This window comes from Photobacterium minamisatsumaniensis, from assembly GCF_050336695.1.
GTDB classification, from domain to species: Bacteria; Pseudomonadota; Gammaproteobacteria; order Enterobacterales; family Vibrionaceae; genus Photobacterium; species Photobacterium minamisatsumaniensis.
Genome location: NZ_JAKJSI010000011.1, coordinates 48,934 through 68,017, shown reverse-complemented (window position 1 = coordinate 68,017; position 19,084 = coordinate 48,934). Strand labels below are relative to the sequence as shown.

Sequence of the window (19,084 nt, the reverse complement as noted above, 5' to 3'; positions counted from 1 at the left end):
TCATTTAAAATATTCTACACTGTAGAAATTAAGTTTAGTTTAAAGAGATCCATCAATGACAGTCAAGAAAAAAAAACGTGGCCGCCCTAAAGGCCAAAGTAGTCAACTTAGTGGTGACGTAATTATTTTAGGTGCAAAAAACCTAATGAAAGTTGAGGGAAAAGTGCCGAGTATCCGTAAGTTAGCGGCTAGTTTAGATGTCGATGCGATGGCTATTTATCACTACTTCACCAATAAAAATGCCTTGCTGGAAGCAGTAACTGTTTCATTGATAGGAGAGATCTATCGTCCAGATCCTGAAGCCGAGTGGCAGCAGGAGCTGACAACGTTATGTGAAAGCTACTTGAGCTTGCTTGCACAGTATCCAGGTTTGCTCGAAACCTTGCTGGGGATGACTTCGCACGGGCCTGCCACAGTCTTTATTGAGCGTTTTGATTTGGCAATTGCTAGCCTGTCGCTAACTGATGATCTGCGTTGCAACGCATTATCTATGCTGGTTGATTATCTTCATGGTTATGCTTTGGCACTGAACTGTCAGGCCGGAAATGAACTGCAGGTGGGGATGCTGTCGGGCCCGTTAGACTTTTATATGCAGGCACTGCAGCAGATGACAGACTAGCTGTCAGTATGAACACGCTTTGGCCGAATTTAGAAATTTAATGGCAATATAACTACATTTTTCTTCAGTGCAACATGCTAACTTACGTCCACAAAATATGATGAGAATTAACTAGGGGAGTGGAGCATGTTGCCATCATCTACCGTCACAGAGATACGAGTCGGTAAAGTTAAGCCTATGTTTGAAGAGGCATTTGGCGGCAGTCTGAAGACAGGTATAGATAAACAGCCTCTTGATCATGTTTCCGTGAATGTACTGGGGATGAATGGTGATCAACAGGAAGAGAGCTTTCACGGTGGGGCCGACCGTGCCTTGTTGCAATATGACAGTGCTCACTATACCCAATTGAAGACGATGTTCCCGCAGTCGGCAGCGCATTTTGTGGCTGGTGGTTTTGGTGAGAATATTGTGGCGACAGGTATTAATGAGCACACAGTGTGTATCGGCGATATTGTTAAAATCGGTACGGTGATGGCACAGGTTAGCCAGACTCGTTCACCGTGTTTTAAACTCAATGCGCGCTTTGAACTGCCGGGTATGGCGGAGTATGTTCAAAACTATGCGATGACAGGGTGGTTTTATCGGGTGCTAGAAGCTGGAGAAATTCACGTCGGTGATAGCATTGAAGTGGTTGAGCGCCCATATCCACAGTGGTCGATTGCGAAGGTTATGGCGTGTTTGTACCACGACACGGAAAACAAGCAAGCCGCAACTGAACTTGCCCAGCTGCCTGAATTGGGGAAAGAGATCACCCAGATATTCGCTCGTCGGTTGGCAACGGGAAAAATAGAAAATTGGGCAGGGCGACTAACTGGCAAAAAGAGTAATTAGCGGATTTTTGAAACACGCCAGCGAGGCTAGCGTGTTTTCGTTCATGCTGAAGATCTGTGTTTAGGCGTTATTCATTACGTTATCAAGGTGCAAGCGCATCTCGTGTTCCGCTAAATCAGGGTCTCCCTGTTTAATAGCATCGAAAATTTTAACGTGATGATCACAGCTGTCTTTGTGTAGGGCTGCGAAGGTTTCAGGGTTACGCGAGCGGATCAACCATTGAATCAGAGATTCATAAATAGTGGTCAGCATTGGGTTATCGAGGATCCCAATGATTGCCATGTGGAAGGCAATATCGGTTTCGATAAAGCGATCATAGTTATTGACCTGAGCAAGGTTATTTTCTAACGCCTGAGAAAGGCTCTCGATATCAGTATCTGTGCGAATTCTGGCAGCTTCGCGAATAATTGCTATCTCAAAGAGTTGGCGCAAATGTTCAAATTGCATCTTTTCTTTGTCTTGAGATAGTAAGCCAATCGCAATGCCGGACAGGCCACTGACGATGGTTTGGGTGCAAGGGCGGGTGACTCGTGTTTTTTCCCCGCTTTTTATTTCGACCAGCCCTCTTTGCGCAAGGTTTTGTAGTGCTTCCCTTACTGACGGGCGACCAACATCAAAGGCGGCCATCAGTTCGCGCTCAGACGGTAAGGCATCACCTTCTTTGAAGGTATTGTCCAGAATTAGCCTTTCGATTTCTTCAGTGACAAAATCAGATAGTTTTACTTTTTTTAATGGTTTCAATATGGCAGTACTAGGGCTTGACATAACCTATCCCTTAATCCGTATGTGCGCTTTACGCTCATAGTATAATGCTTAAATTAGTTCGTAAAATCAGGAATTAGCTCTTTTTGTGCCGCTCTGGCTTTTTCCAAGCAATGAGCAGGGATTCCTTCAAATGGAAAACGCATGTTAGGGGTGATACCGCTCCAATTTCCCATCGATGCCATGAATTTATCGGCGGCTGCATTGCAATAGCCCTGCTCGGTAATGAATGGGGCTATTTCTTCATTCATGAATTGCTGTATTTTTGCTTCAACCTCTAATGCCTCTGGTTTTAGGGCGAGGCAATCATTGGTCCATAGCTGCGTCGCTTTCGGCCCTAAGCAACAAACATTCGAATAAGCGCCTAAAGCACCTTTGTAAGCATCGGTCGCAAGAAAATGCCCCGCGACAAAAATAGAAGCTTGATCCTGTAATCCGGTTTTAACTATTTCATCGGTTAGCCTCGGTAGTTTGAAGCCGACAAGTGTTTTAACCTGATCAAACAGGTATTTAAGTTGCTTAGCGCTAAGGCTGACTTTGGCGTGCGGAGGATTATAAAGGATCAAGGGGACCCCCTGACACTGTGATTCCACTTTTTTTAAATAGGTAAGGGCTGTATTGGTATTACATGGAAACCAGTTAGGTAAGATGACTTGAATTGCCGTGGGCTTTAGGTTTGCGGCAAAAGCAGCCCTAGTAACGCCTTCATTCGGATGGCAATGAGAAGCACCGATTTGGAATGGCATGTTGGCATTGTGGCACTTTTTCGCCAATAGCTGACTAATCGTTTGGAATTCAGTGTCGGATTGAGTATAAAACTCTCCCGCAGTGCCGTTTGAATAGATCCCGTCTACACCAACTTCAATAAAGTAATCAATCTGTTGTGCTAACCGTGTGTAATCAATGGTTTCACCGTCAAGAGGTAGCAGCAGTGTTGCCCAATTGCCTTTAATTGTCATAGCAAGTCTGCCTTTACTTTTATTACGATCTTATCAACTTTATTGGGTTCGCCATCGGCCAGCATTGGCCTGTGCCACTCGCCAGGAAAGAAGGTAACACATTGATCTTTTGCTAATTTAAAATGTTGTTCGTTCTCAATAGTGCAGCAAAGGGCTGCATCATTTTCCGAGTTATAGTCGGCGATTTCTGCTGAGGCTGCCGGTGTAATTGGCGCTGCATAACCTTCATGACCTGTTAGCACGATGTGGACATCGATATAGGATTGATGGATCTCAGATAATGAGTCGCTGTAGGTTTTTGTATCGGCTGAAATGCGGTTAACAAAGATATTCTCACCGTCGATGGGATTAATCCCAGTTTGGAAAGATAACGGTGAACGGCTCATAACATCAAGGATAATTTGATCGAGTCGAGATGGAGAATCAAGTGACTGTAGGGTGGTAATGGTCGTGATATTCATGGTGTTAATTTGGGCAGCCTTGCGGCTGCCATCCTTATAATAAACGCTATAGCAGCATATTGGGTAAGAAGAGTACGAGCTGCGGGAAGAAGATGATTAGCAGTAAGACCGCAATCAACGGTATTAGGAATACAATGACTGATCGTGCAAGGGTCTCATAAGGTATGTTACCGACCTTGGATACGACGAAGAGCGACACGCCCATTGGTGGGGTTAGGATCCCTAGCATCATATTCAATACAACAACGACACCAAAATGTACGGGGTCAATGCCTAATTGAATGGTAATTGGCAGTAGGATCGGGATAAGAATCAGTAGCAGAGCTAACGTTTCAATAAATGCGCCTAGGATAAACAGCATGACTGAAACCATTAGCAAGAAGACGATTGGCGACTCAGTAACTTGCAGGAACATTTCCGCGGCTTTCATTGGGATGTCTTCTTTGATGATCAAAAAGCCAAATAAGCTAACACCGCCAATCAGGAAACCAATAACCGCAGATGTGTTGACCGTTTCATGGATCAGCTCAACTAATTTTTTGGCCGTTAGTTTTTTATAAACAAAGAATCCAAGGAACATGGCATACAGTGATGCAACGACAGCGGCTTCTGTTGGTGTCACGATACCAGAGAAAATTCCACCAATAATAATGACTGGTGTCAGCAAAGCGAGTGCGGCATCTTTGAATGACAGCCAGATCGTTTTCATTGAAGCACGAGGGTAGACGCTGTACTTTTTCTTTTTGGCTATTACATAAACCATGATCATCAATGCAACGCTGCACAACAACGCAGGAACGACGCCAGCCAAGAACAGGGCACCAACCGAGGCTCCTGACATCACACCGTAGATAACCATTGGGATACTGGGTGGCATCAATGGACCGATAACACTGGATGCTGCAGTAATCGCACCAGAGAAACCGTCATCATAGCCTTCATCTCGCATGGCCTTGATTTCGAGTTGGCCAAGACCTCCGGCATCAGCATGGGCCGATCCCGACATGCCAGAAAACAGCAAGCTAGCAAGGATGTTGACGTGTCCCAAAGAGCCGGTGAAATGACCTGTTAGGTTCCGAGCAAAGTTGAACATCTTGTCGGTGATACCTGCCGAGTTCATTAACAAGCCACTGAAAATGAAAAAGGGAACGGCGAGTAATGGGAATGAGTTTAGCCCCGAAATGATTTTCTGTGGGGATAGTGCAATACCCGTATTGAGTAACAAGTAGATGATAGAAACGACATATAGGGTGAAGGCAACCGGCATGCCGACAGCAAGTAAGGTCCCCCAGCCTGCAAAAATTCCAAACATAATAGTGACCTATTTTTCTGCTGTTTTCATAAGAGGGGGAAGGCTATCTTTATTCTTCGTCAGTGCCATTAGCTCGGATGTCGAGGTGCACACATTCAGAAGCGATTTGATACCGATCATGGTGAAGCCGATTGGAACCGCCATGTAAAGCCATGACATTTGCACATCCATGGTGATTGAGCCCAGTCGATCCATACGCAATGCAAACAAATACCCGCGATATACAATGACTGCGGCAGTTGCTGTAAACACCAAGTGAATAGCGATATCAAGCAGGTAGTTGGCTTTTTTGCTTAGGCGGTTGGGGACAATATCGATAGCAATATGGTCGCGTCGGGATACTGCTTCGCTGGCCCCGACAAACACAATGTAGATGTATAACCACCGTGATAGCTCTTCGGTCCAAGGGATCGCGAAAGAGAAAAAATAGCGGCTAACAATCTGAACTGTCAGCACCAAGAGCATTGCAATAAAAAGTGAAACTGAAAGGTATTTCTCGCACAGTTCCATCTTTTGGATAAAGTTTTTCATTTTCCGTCACCGTAAAATCGGCGGCAAAGGCAGAACTTTGCCGCCAGTGGGATTATTGAACGTCCATCAAGCTCTGGGTGAAGCCTTTACCAAATTCCTTATCCAGATCTGCGTAGTAAGGTTTCATTGCAGTGCGGAAGTCCGCGAGATCTGGGTGAGTGACTGTTACGCCTGCTTCTTTGAAGGTCGCTAAGTCTTTCTCGGTATTTTCGATAATTCGTTTTTTGGCTTCTTTACCACCTGCGGCCAGAGCTTGAGTCAGCCAGCCTTGCTCCTGCTCGCTCAAATCAGCCCAGCGTTCTGCAGAAATAGAGATTGTTTGGTCTTGTACCACATGGTTAGTCATTGCCAGATAAGGCTGTACTTCATAGAACTTCATCGCTTCAATTGAAGAAATTGGGTTCTCTTGTCCATCAACGGCATTCGTTTGTAGGGCGAGATATACTTCGGCATAAGCAATCGGTGATGGGATAGCACCTACGCCTTTGGCATAGTTGATGAGTGCCTTCGCATTAGGGGTGCGTAGCTTCATGCCGCGCATGTCAGCCAAAGCGTTAATTGGTTTGTTTGATGAAGTTTGGCGAACGCCAAAGAACCAGCTGTCGATAGGTTTCAGGCTAAAAACGGTTTCTAACTCATTACGTGCTTCCATGCCCCAAGGGCTATTGAAAATGGCGTTGAGGTGGTTGTAGTCGCGAACCAAATAAGGTGTTTCTAGTGCACCTAGGCGTGGAAGGTACTGAGCATAGCCACCAAAGACTTGCATCGACATATCCAGTTCACCCAGTGAAACTTGCTCTAGCATGTCGTGTACATTGCCCATTTGACCACCTTCATATAGGCGTAGGGTCATCTCACCACCTGAAACGGCTTTTAGTTCGTCTGCCGCTTTTACCATCCCGTGGTAGATTGGGCTGTTATAAGCTTCGTTAAATCCCACTTTTAATTGAGTTGCAGCAGAAACATTAGCAGCAAAAACAGCAGAGGCGATCATGCTCAGCGTGAGTAATTTTTTCATCGTTATATCCTTATTATATAGGGTCGTACTTGTCGATATTATTGGTAAGTCCGTGGTTAAAATGACACGGTATTTTGTAATGGTTCACCGACTAATAAGTGGTGAATTTGTTTGATGTAAACATCAATTTTCTTATTGTTTTCATTACTCGAGCCTCCACCAGTATGCTGGGTTAAGTAGATATTGGGTGTTGCCCACAGCAAAGAGGATGGTGGTAGAGGTTCTTGTTTAGTGACGTCGAGACAGGCTGAAAAATGGCGGTCAGACAGAGCTTTAGCAACGAGATCATCTTCGTTAATCACCTGACCACGTCCCACATTGACTAGCGTAGCGCCCTCAGGCATAGCTGCCAGCACGTGACGGTCAATCAAATCGGTTGATGCTGCTGTCGCGGGGATGGTTGAGACTAGAATGTCGTGGTTTGCTACTGCTTCAATCAGCCCTTGTTTACCTTTCTTTTGCATATCACTGGCGTCAAAGGCATTGACGGTTGCTCCGAATGCTGACAGTAGGCTAGCGGCTTGCTGGCCGATACTACCGAAACCCAATACAAGAACACGTGATTCAGCAATGAGGCGCTTGTTAAAGCGGATCGTGTCTTTTGCCCAAATAGCGTGTTCTTTGGCTGCATAGAGGGCTGGTAGTTGGCGGTACACGCTCATGATGCTTGCCAGTATTTCCTCTGCAACAGCAACGGAGAAAAAGCCGTGGAGGTTGCAGACTGTCACCGAGCTGTTATCTGGCCATTGATAGTGATTAAAGTTATCGGTGCCGACAGAATCCAGTAATATGGTTTTAAGGTTTGGCATATCAGCGATCCAGTCAGTACTGAAATTACCGATGGCTATATCAGCATCTTTAGCCAGATTGAAATCGTGACTACCATTATTGAAATAGCAAGTGACATGCTCTGGCAGCTGTTGCTGGAGGTATTCTGCTTCTTTGGCGTCTAATACAGGATGTACATAAATGTTCATGGTGACCTTGAAAAACTATGTTATTAGAATTTAATTATTGCGATTGTTATTTTTATTGTTTTTATTCACAGCTACGCCAATTTTGATGGCTTTTTTCCAGTTGAACTAAGCCATCTTCGACAGGGAAGCAGTGGTAGAGTGCTGTTTCTTCATAGGAGTACTTCGCTTCTAATTCGGGTGTCAGTGTTACCCCTAGGCCAATGTCGTCTCCGAGGTGGAAGTGGCCATTAATAATACGAGCCTCGAGATCACACATTGCATGGCGAAGCGCAAAGTGCGGCATTGGGTACTCAATGAGTGAGCAGCCTGTCGCAAAGGCTGCGATATAGTTAGCCATCATAGCTACTGGCCCGCCCCAGGAATGAACCACTGGATTGATACCCTGCTGGTGGGCTGCGTTGCAAACGGCAATGGTGTCCTCTATTCCCCCCAGCACCGAGGCATCAGGCTGGATGATGTTGTAGTAGCCTTTATCTATTCGCTGGAACAGCTCTTCCTTGGTTGTGACAATTTCTCCGCCGGCAACCACAATGTTTTTGTTTTCGGCAAGCTGTGGCAGCTGTTCAAGTTTGTCTAGTCCTAAGCATTCTTCGACAAACACTAGTTGTTCGCCGGTTTGTTGCTGAACCTGATGACAAAACGCCAGTACCTGCTCAGCCGTTTGCCCTGCGACAGTCAGGTTTTGAGTCATATCAACAGCGACTCGGATGCGATGTTTTTTCGCGGCGTTGATGGTCCAAACAGTTTTGTCTACTTGGTTATGACGAGCACGGATTTTGATAATCCCAATTCCACGCTGTGCAAGTTGAGCGAGTTCCTCGGCCATATAAGTCGGGTTTAGCGAATCTCCCCCCGAACCATACATGGCAATGCTATCAACTTGCTTGCCGCCAAATAGCTCGACGGCAGGAATGTCACGGCTACGTGATAAGGCGTCTACTAACGCAATTTCAATGGCTGAAATTGCATGCTGAGCAGCCCCTTGTAATGACCAGTAGGCAGTGACAGTTTTGGCTTTCGCCAGTGTGGCTTGGTAACCATTGGCGATGTCATCACCCGTTATGGCTTTGCTAATTAGGTGAACAATGCTGGTAAATACTTCAGGGGCAAAGACACCCAAATACCCCTCACCTAAGCCTTTAATCCCGTTTGAAAGGGTAATTTCAACTATTGAGCAGCCACGAGTGCCATGCGGTAGATGGAGCACGTTCTCTGCACAGCCTTCAAAGCCGTAGGGAGCACTTAATAGGACAGGGCGGACATTGATGATTTTACTCATGATACTAATCCTTTAAGTGCGGGGAGGATGGCTGCGCCTCTAACCCCGCTAGAGTCCCCATGTACCGCCTTAACAACTTGAGTTTTGACGGTCTTACTGAAGGTATATTGATTGAGTTTGTCTTGTACCCGAGGGTAAATTGATTCTTGATTCGACATACCACCACCGAGCACGATGATCTCAGGATCAATTACATTGATAATACTGGCGAGGCTACGAGCTAATTGGTCGCAATATAAGTCGATATGAGCAAGAGCATTGGCATCGTTGTCTGCCGCAAGGTCGAATATTGCCTTGGCTTTTAAGGGTGAAAATTTGTTGGCAAAGGTTCTTTCAAATCCAGTACCTGAGCAGAATGATTCGATACAGTTGACCGAACCACAGTAGCAGGTTGTATTTTCGCCATCGGTGTCTGTTTGGTATCCAGGCAGTGGGTTATGTCCCATTTCGCCGCCGAGATTATTGAGCCCCGTAACGATATCCCCATTGATGATCACCCCTGAACCACAACCAGTGCCAATAATCACGGCAATACAGGAATTGTCGGCGCCTTTTGCTGCACCCGATTTGAATTCGGAGATCGCCAAACAGTCAGCATCGTTAGCCACAGCGATGGGTAAGGCATAATGCTTTTTTAAATCACCGATAAAGTCTTGCCCGTTGAGGTAGAGCAGATTGGAGCCTTGCATCTTCCCCGAGTTTTTGTTGATTGAACCACAACAACCGATGCCAATAGACAGTGGTTGGGCTTCTTCACAGAGTCGGTCAATCGTTGTGATGACCGCATCAAGGAAAGCGCTATATCCCTCCTTAGGTGTTGGCGTTCTGAATTTTTCTAGCAGCTCAAAAGAAGCGGGATCAAGGCTGACCCCTTCAATCTTAGTACCGCCTATATCTAGGCCAATTAACATAGACCAGCCTCGATAAGCTGATTAAGTTTTGCTTTATTGGTTTCTGATACGGTATTTAGCGGGCGACGACAATGTGCATTGGCAATGATCCCTTTTTGCTGCAGTACATACTTCAATCCAGGAATGACGCCAGCTTCAACCAATGTATCAATTACGATATTGGCTTCGCGTTGAAGCGCTGTAGCTCGTGAGGCATCGTTTGATTGGATTGCGGACTGAATGGCAATGATTCGCTCAGCCTGAACATTGTAAGTAGAGCCGATCCCGCCATTGGCACCGGCAACGAGGCCAGACGCAAGGATCTCATCAAAACCATTAAATACGGTTTTATCTGGGTTTTGGCGAGTGACCTGCTCCATCTGGTACAGGTTGGCTGATGTCTGTTTTAAAGCAACAACCCCTTCAATATTAAGCAGCTCGCTGATCTGTTCACCAGAGAGGTTCATGCCTGCAAATGCAGGGAAGTTATAGACGATCATTGGCTTGCCTGCAGCCTGAATCACATCGCTGTAGTGTTTTTTAAGTTCAGTGAAAGCGACAGGGTAGTAAAATGGCGTTACTGCTGAGATAGCATCATAGGGCATGGCGCTAGCCGCTCGCGCTAACGTTTCACTCTTACGGGTTGAAATATCACCGACATGGGCGATGAGCTTGACGTTCTCTGTTGCAGCTTCCGCTGTTAGTGCAAGTGTTTCGATACGCTCTTCTGTCGAGCATAGGAAAGCCTCTGCTGTTGAACCGCCAACATAGAGGCCGTCAAGACCGCTGGCACAGTTGAATTTAATCAGTGATTGAAGATCGGCGGTATTAATTGATTCGTCGTGATTGAAAGGTGTCAGTGTTGCTGCGTATAAACCAGAGAAGTTCATTTTATTCCTACATGTCATGGCTAGTTTGGTGTGGTAAGTATCCTGTTATACCAGTATGCCAGCTGTGATTGATTTCACAGCTCGTAAAAAACAGGAGCAAAAAAAAGCCAATGTGTGATCTATTAACGCATTAAATGTGCTTTTACTGACAAGTGTGAAACTTTTGTATGCACTTTTTTGATGGGTGTCATATTTTTGCTGCGGGTTAATTGATATGTGTGTTAGTTAGTATGAGAGGGTTACGGAAGTTGATACCGATTTTTTGAGCGCAGGACAGATTATTATTGATGTCTGTTTAAGGCATAAAAAAGCAGCCAATGGCTGCTTTTTTATCACGAGAAATATTATCGCTGTTCAAGCGGGTATGAACGGTAGCTCCACATACCATAGGTACGCAGGGCATCGCGGTAAATACCAAGTAGCTCACCGTCTGTTGGGACTTTTAGCTCTTCCAGCGGTTTGTCGGCTGCTGAAACGGTATCGAACGTAATGCCTTTTGGCCCGGTTTGCCAACTAGCAATTTCAAAGAGAGTTTGGCCGCGGCGGACATGGCTAGCCGAGCTGATCAACGTGGCGTGACCGATGTCATGACGTGCCAATGCATAGCTACTGTATAGCGCGTTTTCAACAGTGCTACGGGCATAGTTGTCTTCGATAATACGATCGCGAGCAATGCCGTTTTCCACTAACCAATCGGCCATTAACTTACCTTCGGTCTTATGGTTTCTTGGCACTCCACCTGTTAGCACGATCAGTGAATCAGGTGACTTTTGAGCCATCGCCAGTGTCATTTCTAGACGTTCAATCAAAATATCATGCATGCTGCCATCTGGGTTTAGCGCATAGCCAAGGGTAATGATTGCGGTGTTGCCCTTGTATTCTTTATCTTGTTTGTCTTTTAGCGGGGTTGCGACAATACGGTTAACAGTGTCAAAGATACGCTGGATGTCATCGGCACGACCTTGGTTTAGCGCTTTAAGTGTCGTCATGTGCTTGGTTGATTCAGCTTGGTTGCCTTTAAAGTGTTGCCATACTGCAAGGTAAGCGTGTGCATCTACGTCTTGCGGAGCGACTTCTAACACTTGTTCGAAGAACTCAATTGCCCGGTCGACGTTTTTGTTATAAATCTGGGCATTGGCCGCTGAGATCAGTAGATCGGTACGGTAAGGTTCAAGTTCATAAGCTTCCAGCAAGCGGTTCGTCACGATTTCCATATTGCTTGGCATTTTAGCGGTAAAGCCAGCATGGGAAATACGCGCGGGTGACTTAAATGCAGTTACTGCATCAGCCAATAGCTGATCAACCACTTGGCGCTTCGAGGTAAATTGGCTGTACTCTGCCGTGGACTGAATGCTCTGCTGCGGAGCACTATCTGCAAGCAGCGAGGTTGAGGAAAAGCTAAGCAGGCCACCTAGAGCTAGGGCTAACATTGTTTTTTTCATTTTGATGCACCATGGTGTTGTATCACAATTAACGCGTACTATAGATAAGTCACATAGTTATTTTTGTGAACTGATAGCATTTTTTCGTGTTCATTTTTAAATACTTAGATTACTTGTTAGCCTGCTTCCATTGTTTATGCTCTTTCCTATCTGTTTTTTTGATGGTAAAAATTCGCTTCATTTTCGTCTTTTCATTTGAAGTGGCGTCTTATAGGTACAAAACGCACTGAAATGCGCAGTCCCGTAAAGAAAAGGCGAAAGTAATGATTAAAATAATTAGTTTTAAAATTTGTCCGTTTGTTCAACGTGTCACTGCTCGTCTGGAAGCACAGAATATTCCTTATGAGATAGAATTTATCAGCTTGAAAGATAAGCCACAGTGGTTCTTGGATCTTTCGCCAAACGGTCAAGTGCCTGTTCTTGTGACCGAGTCGGGCACTGCGTTATTTGAATCTGATGCCATCGTTGAATATATCGATGATGTGTATCCAGCCTTAGAGCAAAATATCAGCCCCGAGCAACGTGCAATTGATCGAGCTTGGAGCTATCAAGCATCGAAGCATTATTTGGTGCAGTGCAGCACCATGCGCAGTGCTGATGAGGACACGTTGACTGAGCGTAGTGAAAAATTGGCAAAAGTTTTTGCTAAGGCGGAAGCGGCATTAGGTAATGGCCCATATTTCAAGGGCGAGTCATTAAGTAATGTTGATATTGCATGGTTACCGTTATTGCACCGAGCGGCGATCATCAAAGCTTATACATGTCACGATTTACTCGCTGGCTTCCCGAAAGTGCAGAAATGGCAAGAAGCCTTGATGGCAACGGGGCTTGCTGACAAGTCAGGGCCAGAAGACTTCGAAGAGGCATTTAGTCGTTTCTACCTATCGGAACAGACCTTCCTTGGTCAGAGCAAGTGTTGTGACGGGGAAACAGCCTGTAAAGTGGGCTGTTGTTAAATTTACTCCTGATGTTAGTGCAGATTAGATGTAAATAAATTGGCGATAGAGCCCGTCGAGTTGATGGCGAATCGCCTTTACTTGTTGCTCATCATTTTGATCGACCGCTGCTAAAAGGTATTGCTCTTTCGCGGTGATTTGTTGACATAACATCGCAATGTTTTCACAAAATGCTTCAGGGTGAGTCATCGGTTCTCTTGCGTCATCTTGCTCTGAGGAATGCTTGCGCACCGATGACATTGGTGTAATACCGTGTGCTTGGTTGAAAGCCATTTGTCGTTGGCGGCGGCTGGTAGATTGATTGATGGCCTGCTGCATTGCTGGCGTCATTTTATTCGCATACAAAATGGCTTTGCCATTCACATTACGTGCGGCGCGGCCGATGATTTGAATCAATGCCTGTACTGAGCGTAAAAACCCAGCATGGTCCGCATCTAGAATTGCCACTAATGACGCTTCTGGAATGTCTAATCCTTCACGTAATAGATTAATGCCAATCAACACATCAAATTCACCAGCGCGCAAGCCATTTATGATGTCGACGCGTTCGGCTGTTTTTATATCCGAATGTAAGTAACGGACTCGAATGTTTCTCTCTGACATAAAATCATTGAGGGCTTCTGCGCTGACTTTGGTGAGTGTTGTCACCAATACGCGCTCATTATCTTTGGTGCGTTGAGATATTTCAGCAATTAAATCATCAATATAGTTATCAGATGGCCTGATTTCTACATCTGGGTCAAGCAACCCAGTTGGACGGATAATTTGTTCAATGGCTTCGCCTTGTGAACGATTTAGCTCGTATTCCCCTGGGGTGGCAGAAACAAAAATAGTTTGAGGTTTTATTTTTTCAAACTCAGCAAAGCTCAATGGACGGTTATTCTTCGCTGATGGTAAACGGAAACCATAATCAATCAAGGTCTCTTTACGACTCCTATCACCTCTATACATGGCTGAAATTTGCGGCACCATTACATGAGATTCATCAATAAAGAGCAGGCCATCTTTAGGTAAGTAATCAAGTAGCGTGGTGGGCGGTAGGGCAGGATCACGGTCATTGAGGTAACAAGAATAATTTTCTATCCCTGAACAATAGCCTCGCTGTTGCAGCATTTCCACATCAAACATGGTGCGTTCATACAAACGTGCTGCCTCAACAAGTCGGTTCTCATTATTTAGCTCGGCGACCCGCTCTTCCATATCTCGAATAATCTCGATACTGGCTGCTTGTATTTTTTCTTTTGGGGTTGCATAAAGGGTTTTGGGTGAAACAAAGTAGTGCTCAATATTGTCGAGAACTTTATTCGTGATCGGGTCTATCCATTGCAAGCGCGTTATTGTGTTATTAACCAGCTCTACTTGTATGGCTTTGTGTTCTGAGTCGGCAGGAAAAATGTCGATTACATTAGCATGAGGAAGAAACGTTGCTCGCTCCAAAGTGCCTTGACTCTCGATATATTGCAAACGAGTTAACCGCTGAATAAAGTCAGGTTGTTCCATGTGCATACCCACCGCGAGTGGAATTTGTAATGCACGATAGTCATTTGGGTCACCTAAGCCGTACACAGAGGAAACTGACGCAACGACAATTACATCACGTCGTTCAATTAAAGATTTTGTAGTGGATAGACGAAGTCGTTCAAGCTGTTCATTAATGGCAGAATCTTTTCTAATAAAGCGATCACTTCCTGGGATATAGACTTCAGGCTGGTAATAGTCGTAATAAGAAACGAAGTATTCCACGGCATTTTCAGGGAAAAAATGTTTCATTTCACTATATAACTGAGCGGCTAAGGTTTTGTTGTGAGCAAGAATCAAGGTTGGCTTCTGTAGGCGATGGACTACATTCGCCATCGTAAACGTTTTTCCTGAGCCAGTGATACCCTGTAGCGTTTGGTGTGTAGCTCCCTTTTTTATCCCTGATATTAACCGTGCGATTGCTTCGGGCTGATCACCTGACGGCGAGTACTTGGAGTGCAGGATGAATGAACCCTTAGCCATGAAATTCCCCTTTTAAGTACGTCTATTGTTTGTGTGAGTTAGCTGAATGAGCATATTAAGTGTAGTGAGTGAATGAACGAATAAGAGGGGATTACCTATATTGGTCTTATTTTGTTATGACTGTTATTGAGAGTATTAAATTCGTTGCTATAGAAATTGCGAACGTTCAGCCGAGTTGAAACTAAGGTGGGTAGAGGAGGGCCATTGATGTAGATTGAAAAGTGATTAAGAGGTCGTTTGATGTTGCTTTTAGAAGAGAGATAAAAGTCTCACAGACGTGAGCCTTTTATCATGGTAAGCCAGTGAGTAAAATTATGTAGAGGTGTCCTAGATAAGCGCATGACGACAACGCGCCGAGACCCACTCAGAGAAAACGACAGTAGCAAGGATTGAAATGAAGATAACCGTTACCTGAGGCCATGCTAACACTGACATCGACTCTTCCAGTTTCAGGCCGATACCGCCAGCACCAACCAAGCCTAGTACGGTCGATTCTCGAATATTAATATCCCAGCGAAAGATCGATGTACCAATAAAGTTAGGCAGCACCTGTGGCATTACCGCATAGTCGAGTATCTGCAATGCAGATGCGCCAGTAGCCGTAATGGCTGCAACTTGAGTCTTGTTCACTTCTTCGATCGCTTCGTACATTAGTTTGGCAACAAAACCTACTGAACGCAGAGCAATCGCAATGATCCCAGCTAATAAACCTGGACCAAGCACAGCAACGAGCAATAGCGCCCATATCAATGAGTTGATTGAACGACTCGCGGCAATTATATAAAGCGCAATCGGCCGAACAAACAGTGTTGATGGTGTTGTGTTTCTCGCGGCCAAAAAAGCAACTGGAAACGCGATGATCACACCGAGTATGGTACCCAATGTGGCAATGTTGATGGTATCCCACAGTGGTTGCCATAATTGCGCCATGTAAGACCAGCGTGGCGGCCACATTCTTGAGCCTATATCAGACACCTGATTGGGTGCATCAGTTACAAAAAACCACATAGTTTCGCGGTTCATCACCTGCCAACAGAATACACATAGCATGACAAAGGCAAACCAACCTAACCAACGGGTTAAGCTTTGCTCGCGGGTGTGTTTTTGCCATTCTGCCTGATAAGACGAAAAGGAATTGTTAGACATGTCAGACACCCTATTGGATACGATTACGAATAATGGCAGAGAAGTATTCAGCCAACATCACCAAGGCAATGATAATTAATAAAATAGCGGCAGCAGAGCTGTATTCGTAGCGATCCATTGCCGTATTGAGGGTTGCACCAATACCGCCTGCACCGACGATACCAATCACCGCAGATTCTCGGAAGTTGATATCAAGGCGGTAAAGGCTCAAGCCAATCATACGTGGCATCACCTGTGGCTGGACTGCGTAATTAACCTGCTGAAACCAGCTAGCACCGGTGGCCTTCATCGCCGTTAGGGCTGCTGGGTCGATGGCTTCAATTTCTTCTGCAAACAGTTTGGCTAAGAAGCCGATTGTTGCGAAGGTTAGGGTAATGAAGCCTGCAAATGTACCGAAACCAAACAGGGCAACACATAAGATAGCGATGATGATTTCTTGAAAGCTACGAGCGATGGCAACAAAGCTGCGACAGAACAGGTAAACTGGGCGCGGGGCTAAATTTTTAGCCGCACCTAAACCAAAAGGCACGGATAAAATAACCCCTGCAACGGTAGAGGTCAGTGTCATTGTCAGGCTTTCAACCAAACCGATAGTAATACTGTCCCAGCGGCTTGAAAAATCAGGCTGCATGAAAGCCAGAATAAACTTCAAGCCTCGCTCTGATCCCTCATAAACTCGCATCCAGTTGATTTCAATTGAGCCAACAGCAATGTAAAAGTAGATGACAGCTAGTAGCCAGAGCAACCAACGCCAAAAAGGTTGTTGAATAAAAGGGGGCTTCTTCCAATGGGTTGGGTAGGTATTTGCCATTATGCTGGCTCCCCAACCATATCCATGACGATGTGTGGCATGGCTTCTTCCTGCTCATCGTCTTGCGTATTCCAGTCTTCTGCGCCATAGATCTGGGTCAGCACATTTTCATCGAGCTCGCTTGGCTTGCCATCGAACACGACTTCGCCGGCACGTAGGCCAATGATCCGATCGACAAACTGTTTGGCGAGATTTACATCATGAATGTTAATGATGGCTGGAAGGTTCTGTTCGCTACAGATATCGCAAATTAAACGCATAACTTGTCGAGCCGTACGGGGATCAAGTGCTGCTGTTGGTTCGTCGATTAGCAATAACTCAGGCTGTTGAGCAAGTGCTCGGGCAATACCGACACGCTGACGTTGACCGCCTGATAAGGCATCGGCGCGTTTATTGGCATGCTCCATCAACCCAACACGATCAAGCAGAGCGTAAGCGGCTTGAATATCGTGACCTTGGTATTTACGTAAAAAACTTCGCCAGAAAGGGACATAGCCTAAACGGCCTGATAAAACGTTTTCCATAACAGTTAAGCGTTCAATCAGGGCATACTCTTGGAAAATCATCGCAATTTTACGGCGTGATTGACGTAGATCGCGGCTATTGAGTTTAGTCAGATCGTGTTCTTTAAAGTGTACTTCACCGGCTGTTGGCTCGGTTAGGCGGTTGATACAGCGGATTAGTGTTGATTTACCGGCCCCTGAGGGGCCGATAAGTCCAACTACTTCACCTGCATCAATATCTAAAGAGACATTGGTCAGTGCTTTATCCGTTGATGAGTATTGCATCGACAACGAGCGAAGTTGGAGTGTTGACATGGTTTATCCTATTAACGGCAAGCGTAAGAAACGTCGTTCGCTTCATCGATGGTGCGGATCACTGCCCAATGTTCTTGGTAAGTGATTGGAATAAATTTCGCTTCGCCGTTACGAGTAAATTCTTCTTGTAACTTCGTGCCTTCCCAATCGAAGCTAAAGAACGCGTCTTTGATCTTCTCTTGCAAGTCTGGATGGAGGTTGTGAGCCATGCCATAAGCCGTTGTTGGGAATGTTTGTGATGTGTAGATGTTCTTAATGTCCGACGCTTTAACCACTTCACGATCTAGCATGCGTTGCAGCACTGAGTTGGCGACAGCGGCTGCATCGTAGTCACGGTGGGCTACACCCATAATGGAGTTGTCATGTGCGCCAGAGAATGCTGGTGTAAAGTCTTTATCTGGAGACATGTTATATTCAGCGCTGAGGATCGCTGACGGGGCTTTGAAACCAGAGTTCGACGTTTGTGAAGTAAAGGCGAGGCTTTTGCCTTTCAGATCTTCCACTTTCTCGATACCAGAACTTGGGTGAGTGATGATTTCCATTTCGTAACCGAATGAACCATCTTCACCTGCCATTATCGTGAATGGTACGAAGCCAGAACAGTTAACCGCAAGTGGTGTTGAGCCGGTATTAAAGCCCGCAATGTGCAGGCGGCCAGAACGCATTGCTTCAATTTGAGCTGCATTGTTTTGAACCGGGAAGAAGCGAACACGTTTATCCGTTTTCTCTTCCATGTGTTCTAAAAATTCACTCCATACGCTTGCGTAAACCGCAGGATCTTCAACTGGCGTGTAAGCAAAGATAAGCGTTGATGGGTCATTCCACTCTGATTCAACCTGAGGAAGGTCAGCAACGAGGTTGCCAGTACGGTCTTCATAGCGCGTATCCATTGCAAAAGCGGAAGCGCTCACTGCTAATGTTAGTGCAGTCGCCAAAGTTGTTTTTAACATATTTATCCCATTCAATATATGCGTCTAATTGTTGTGGGAGGAATATAGAAATAACTAATGACAGATTTCATTAAATTTTATGATGGAAAAAAGACAAGTTGTTTCAATAAGTAACAGTAGTACGCGTTTCCGTTAGCTAATAAAACTAAGATCTGTTGATATAAAGGTTGGTATGTACTGTCCTTTGGGCACCAGGGCAGATTAATGTTTGCTGTATTAAATAAATATAAATACGAGGTTTTTACAAGAGGTTAATGACTAACAAATTATAAGGTTTACCTAAAGAAAAATAATAACATTTATAGTTCGATGACATTGGATTTATAAAACATCATGTACCTCTTTAGGGTGGGTCAGTAATAATAGTTAATATAATAAAGTTTTATATTTTATTAATTATTGTTGCATTCGTTTCATTTGTTTTTGGGAAT

At 45.1% G+C, this 19,084-nt stretch carries 19 protein-coding genes; 3 read left to right on the top strand and 16 right to left on the bottom strand.

Going from position 1 to position 19,084, the window contains the following annotated elements:
- The first annotated feature begins 55 nt into the window (after positions 1–55).
- Positions 56–619, top strand: coding sequence for a TetR/AcrR family transcriptional regulator (locus L4D78_RS02530; protein ID WP_428465484.1), 564 nt, complete (start codon positions 56–58; stop codon positions 617–619).
- A gap of 126 nt (positions 620–745) precedes the next feature.
- On the top strand, positions 746–1,450 hold the full coding sequence (locus L4D78_RS02525; protein ID WP_428465483.1) for an MOSC domain-containing protein: 705 nt from the start codon (positions 746–748) through the stop codon (positions 1,448–1,450).
- A 60-nt stretch (positions 1,451–1,510) separates the two neighbouring features.
- Here the strand turns inward: L4D78_RS02525 and L4D78_RS02520 are convergent, their stop codons facing one another.
- From L4D78_RS02520 to L4D78_RS02470, 11 genes are all read right to left on the bottom strand, one after another.
- Positions 1,511–2,215, bottom strand: coding sequence for an FCD domain-containing protein (locus L4D78_RS02520; RefSeq protein WP_428465482.1), 705 nt, complete (start codon positions 2,213–2,215; stop codon positions 1,511–1,513).
- Positions 2,216–2,268: 53 nt separating this feature from the next.
- A complete protein-coding gene (locus tag L4D78_RS02515) occupies positions 2,269–3,171 on the bottom strand; it encodes a dihydrodipicolinate synthase family protein (RefSeq protein WP_428465481.1) in 903 nt (300 codons plus the stop codon).
- Positions 3,168–3,632 (bottom strand): NanQ anomerase/TabA/YiaL family protein, encoded by a 465-nt coding sequence (locus L4D78_RS02510; protein ID WP_428465480.1) that lies wholly within the window; start codon positions 3,630–3,632, stop codon positions 3,168–3,170. The genes L4D78_RS02515 and L4D78_RS02510 overlap by 4 nt, the downstream gene beginning before the upstream one ends.
- Positions 3,633–3,678: 46 nt before the next feature.
- Positions 3,679–4,944, bottom strand: a complete 1,266-nt coding sequence (locus tag L4D78_RS02505; protein WP_428465479.1) for a TRAP transporter large permease — start codon at positions 4,942–4,944, stop codon at positions 3,679–3,681.
- A gap of 9 nt (positions 4,945–4,953) precedes the next feature.
- Positions 4,954–5,475 carry a TRAP transporter small permease gene (locus tag L4D78_RS02500; protein WP_428465478.1) on the bottom strand — a complete coding sequence of 174 codons (522 nt, stop codon included), beginning with the start codon at positions 5,473–5,475 and terminating at the stop codon, positions 4,954–4,956.
- 52 nt (positions 5,476–5,527) lie between these two features.
- A complete protein-coding gene (locus L4D78_RS02495; protein ID WP_428465477.1) occupies positions 5,528–6,493 on the bottom strand; it encodes a sialic acid TRAP transporter substrate-binding protein SiaP in 966 nt (321 codons plus the stop codon).
- Positions 6,494–6,549: 56 nt separating this feature from the next.
- A complete protein-coding gene (locus L4D78_RS02490; protein ID WP_428465476.1) occupies positions 6,550–7,470 on the bottom strand; it encodes an NAD(P)-dependent oxidoreductase in 921 nt (306 codons plus the stop codon).
- Between the two features lie 61 nt (positions 7,471–7,531).
- Positions 7,532–8,749: an enolase C-terminal domain-like protein gene (locus tag L4D78_RS02485; protein ID WP_428465475.1), complete on the bottom strand. Its 1,218-nt coding sequence runs from the start codon at positions 8,747–8,749 to the stop codon at positions 7,532–7,534.
- Positions 8,746–9,660 (bottom strand): ROK family protein, encoded by a 915-nt coding sequence (locus L4D78_RS02480; RefSeq protein ID WP_428465474.1) that lies wholly within the window; start codon positions 9,658–9,660, stop codon positions 8,746–8,748. The genes L4D78_RS02485 and L4D78_RS02480 overlap by 4 nt, the downstream gene beginning before the upstream one ends.
- Complete coding sequence (locus tag L4D78_RS02475; RefSeq protein WP_428465473.1) at positions 9,654–10,529, bottom strand: N-acetylneuraminate lyase; 876 nt, start codon at positions 10,527–10,529, stop codon at positions 9,654–9,656. The genes L4D78_RS02480 and L4D78_RS02475 overlap by 7 nt, the downstream gene beginning before the upstream one ends.
- A gap of 344 nt (positions 10,530–10,873) precedes the next feature.
- Entirely contained in the window at positions 10,874–11,971 is a 1,098-nt protein-coding gene (locus tag L4D78_RS02470) for an ElyC/SanA/YdcF family protein (protein ID WP_428465472.1), read from the bottom strand.
- A gap of 263 nt (positions 11,972–12,234) precedes the next feature.
- Here L4D78_RS02470 and L4D78_RS02465 point away from each other — a divergent pair, with 263 nt between their 5' ends.
- Positions 12,235–12,927, top strand: coding sequence for a glutathione S-transferase family protein (locus L4D78_RS02465; RefSeq protein WP_428465471.1), 693 nt, complete (start codon positions 12,235–12,237; stop codon positions 12,925–12,927).
- 24 nt (positions 12,928–12,951) lie between these two features.
- Here the strand turns inward: L4D78_RS02465 and uvrB are convergent, their stop codons facing one another.
- The 5 genes from uvrB to phnD form a co-directional block, all read right to left on the bottom strand.
- Complete coding sequence (gene uvrB, locus L4D78_RS02460; RefSeq protein ID WP_428465470.1) at positions 12,952–14,928, bottom strand: excinuclease ABC subunit UvrB; 1,977 nt, start codon at positions 14,926–14,928, stop codon at positions 12,952–12,954.
- A 327-nt stretch (positions 14,929–15,255) separates the two neighbouring features.
- Positions 15,256–16,074: a phosphonate ABC transporter, permease protein PhnE gene (gene phnE / locus L4D78_RS02455; protein WP_428465469.1), complete on the bottom strand. Its 819-nt coding sequence runs from the start codon at positions 16,072–16,074 to the stop codon at positions 15,256–15,258.
- A gap of 10 nt (positions 16,075–16,084) precedes the next feature.
- Positions 16,085–16,885, bottom strand: coding sequence for a phosphonate ABC transporter, permease protein PhnE (gene phnE / locus L4D78_RS02450; protein WP_428465468.1), 801 nt, complete (start codon positions 16,883–16,885; stop codon positions 16,085–16,087).
- Entirely contained in the window at positions 16,885–17,703 is an 819-nt protein-coding gene (phnC, locus tag L4D78_RS02445; protein ID WP_428465467.1) for a phosphonate ABC transporter ATP-binding protein, read from the bottom strand. Before phnC ends, phnE (L4D78_RS02450) begins: the two co-directional genes overlap by 1 nt.
- 11 nt (positions 17,704–17,714) lie before the next feature.
- The gene (phnD, locus tag L4D78_RS02440) at positions 17,715–18,653 is read right to left on the bottom strand and encodes a phosphate/phosphite/phosphonate ABC transporter substrate-binding protein (RefSeq protein WP_428465466.1); all 939 of its coding nucleotides are present in this window, start codon (positions 18,651–18,653) and stop codon (positions 17,715–17,717) included.
- Positions 18,654–19,084 lie beyond the last annotated feature (431 nt).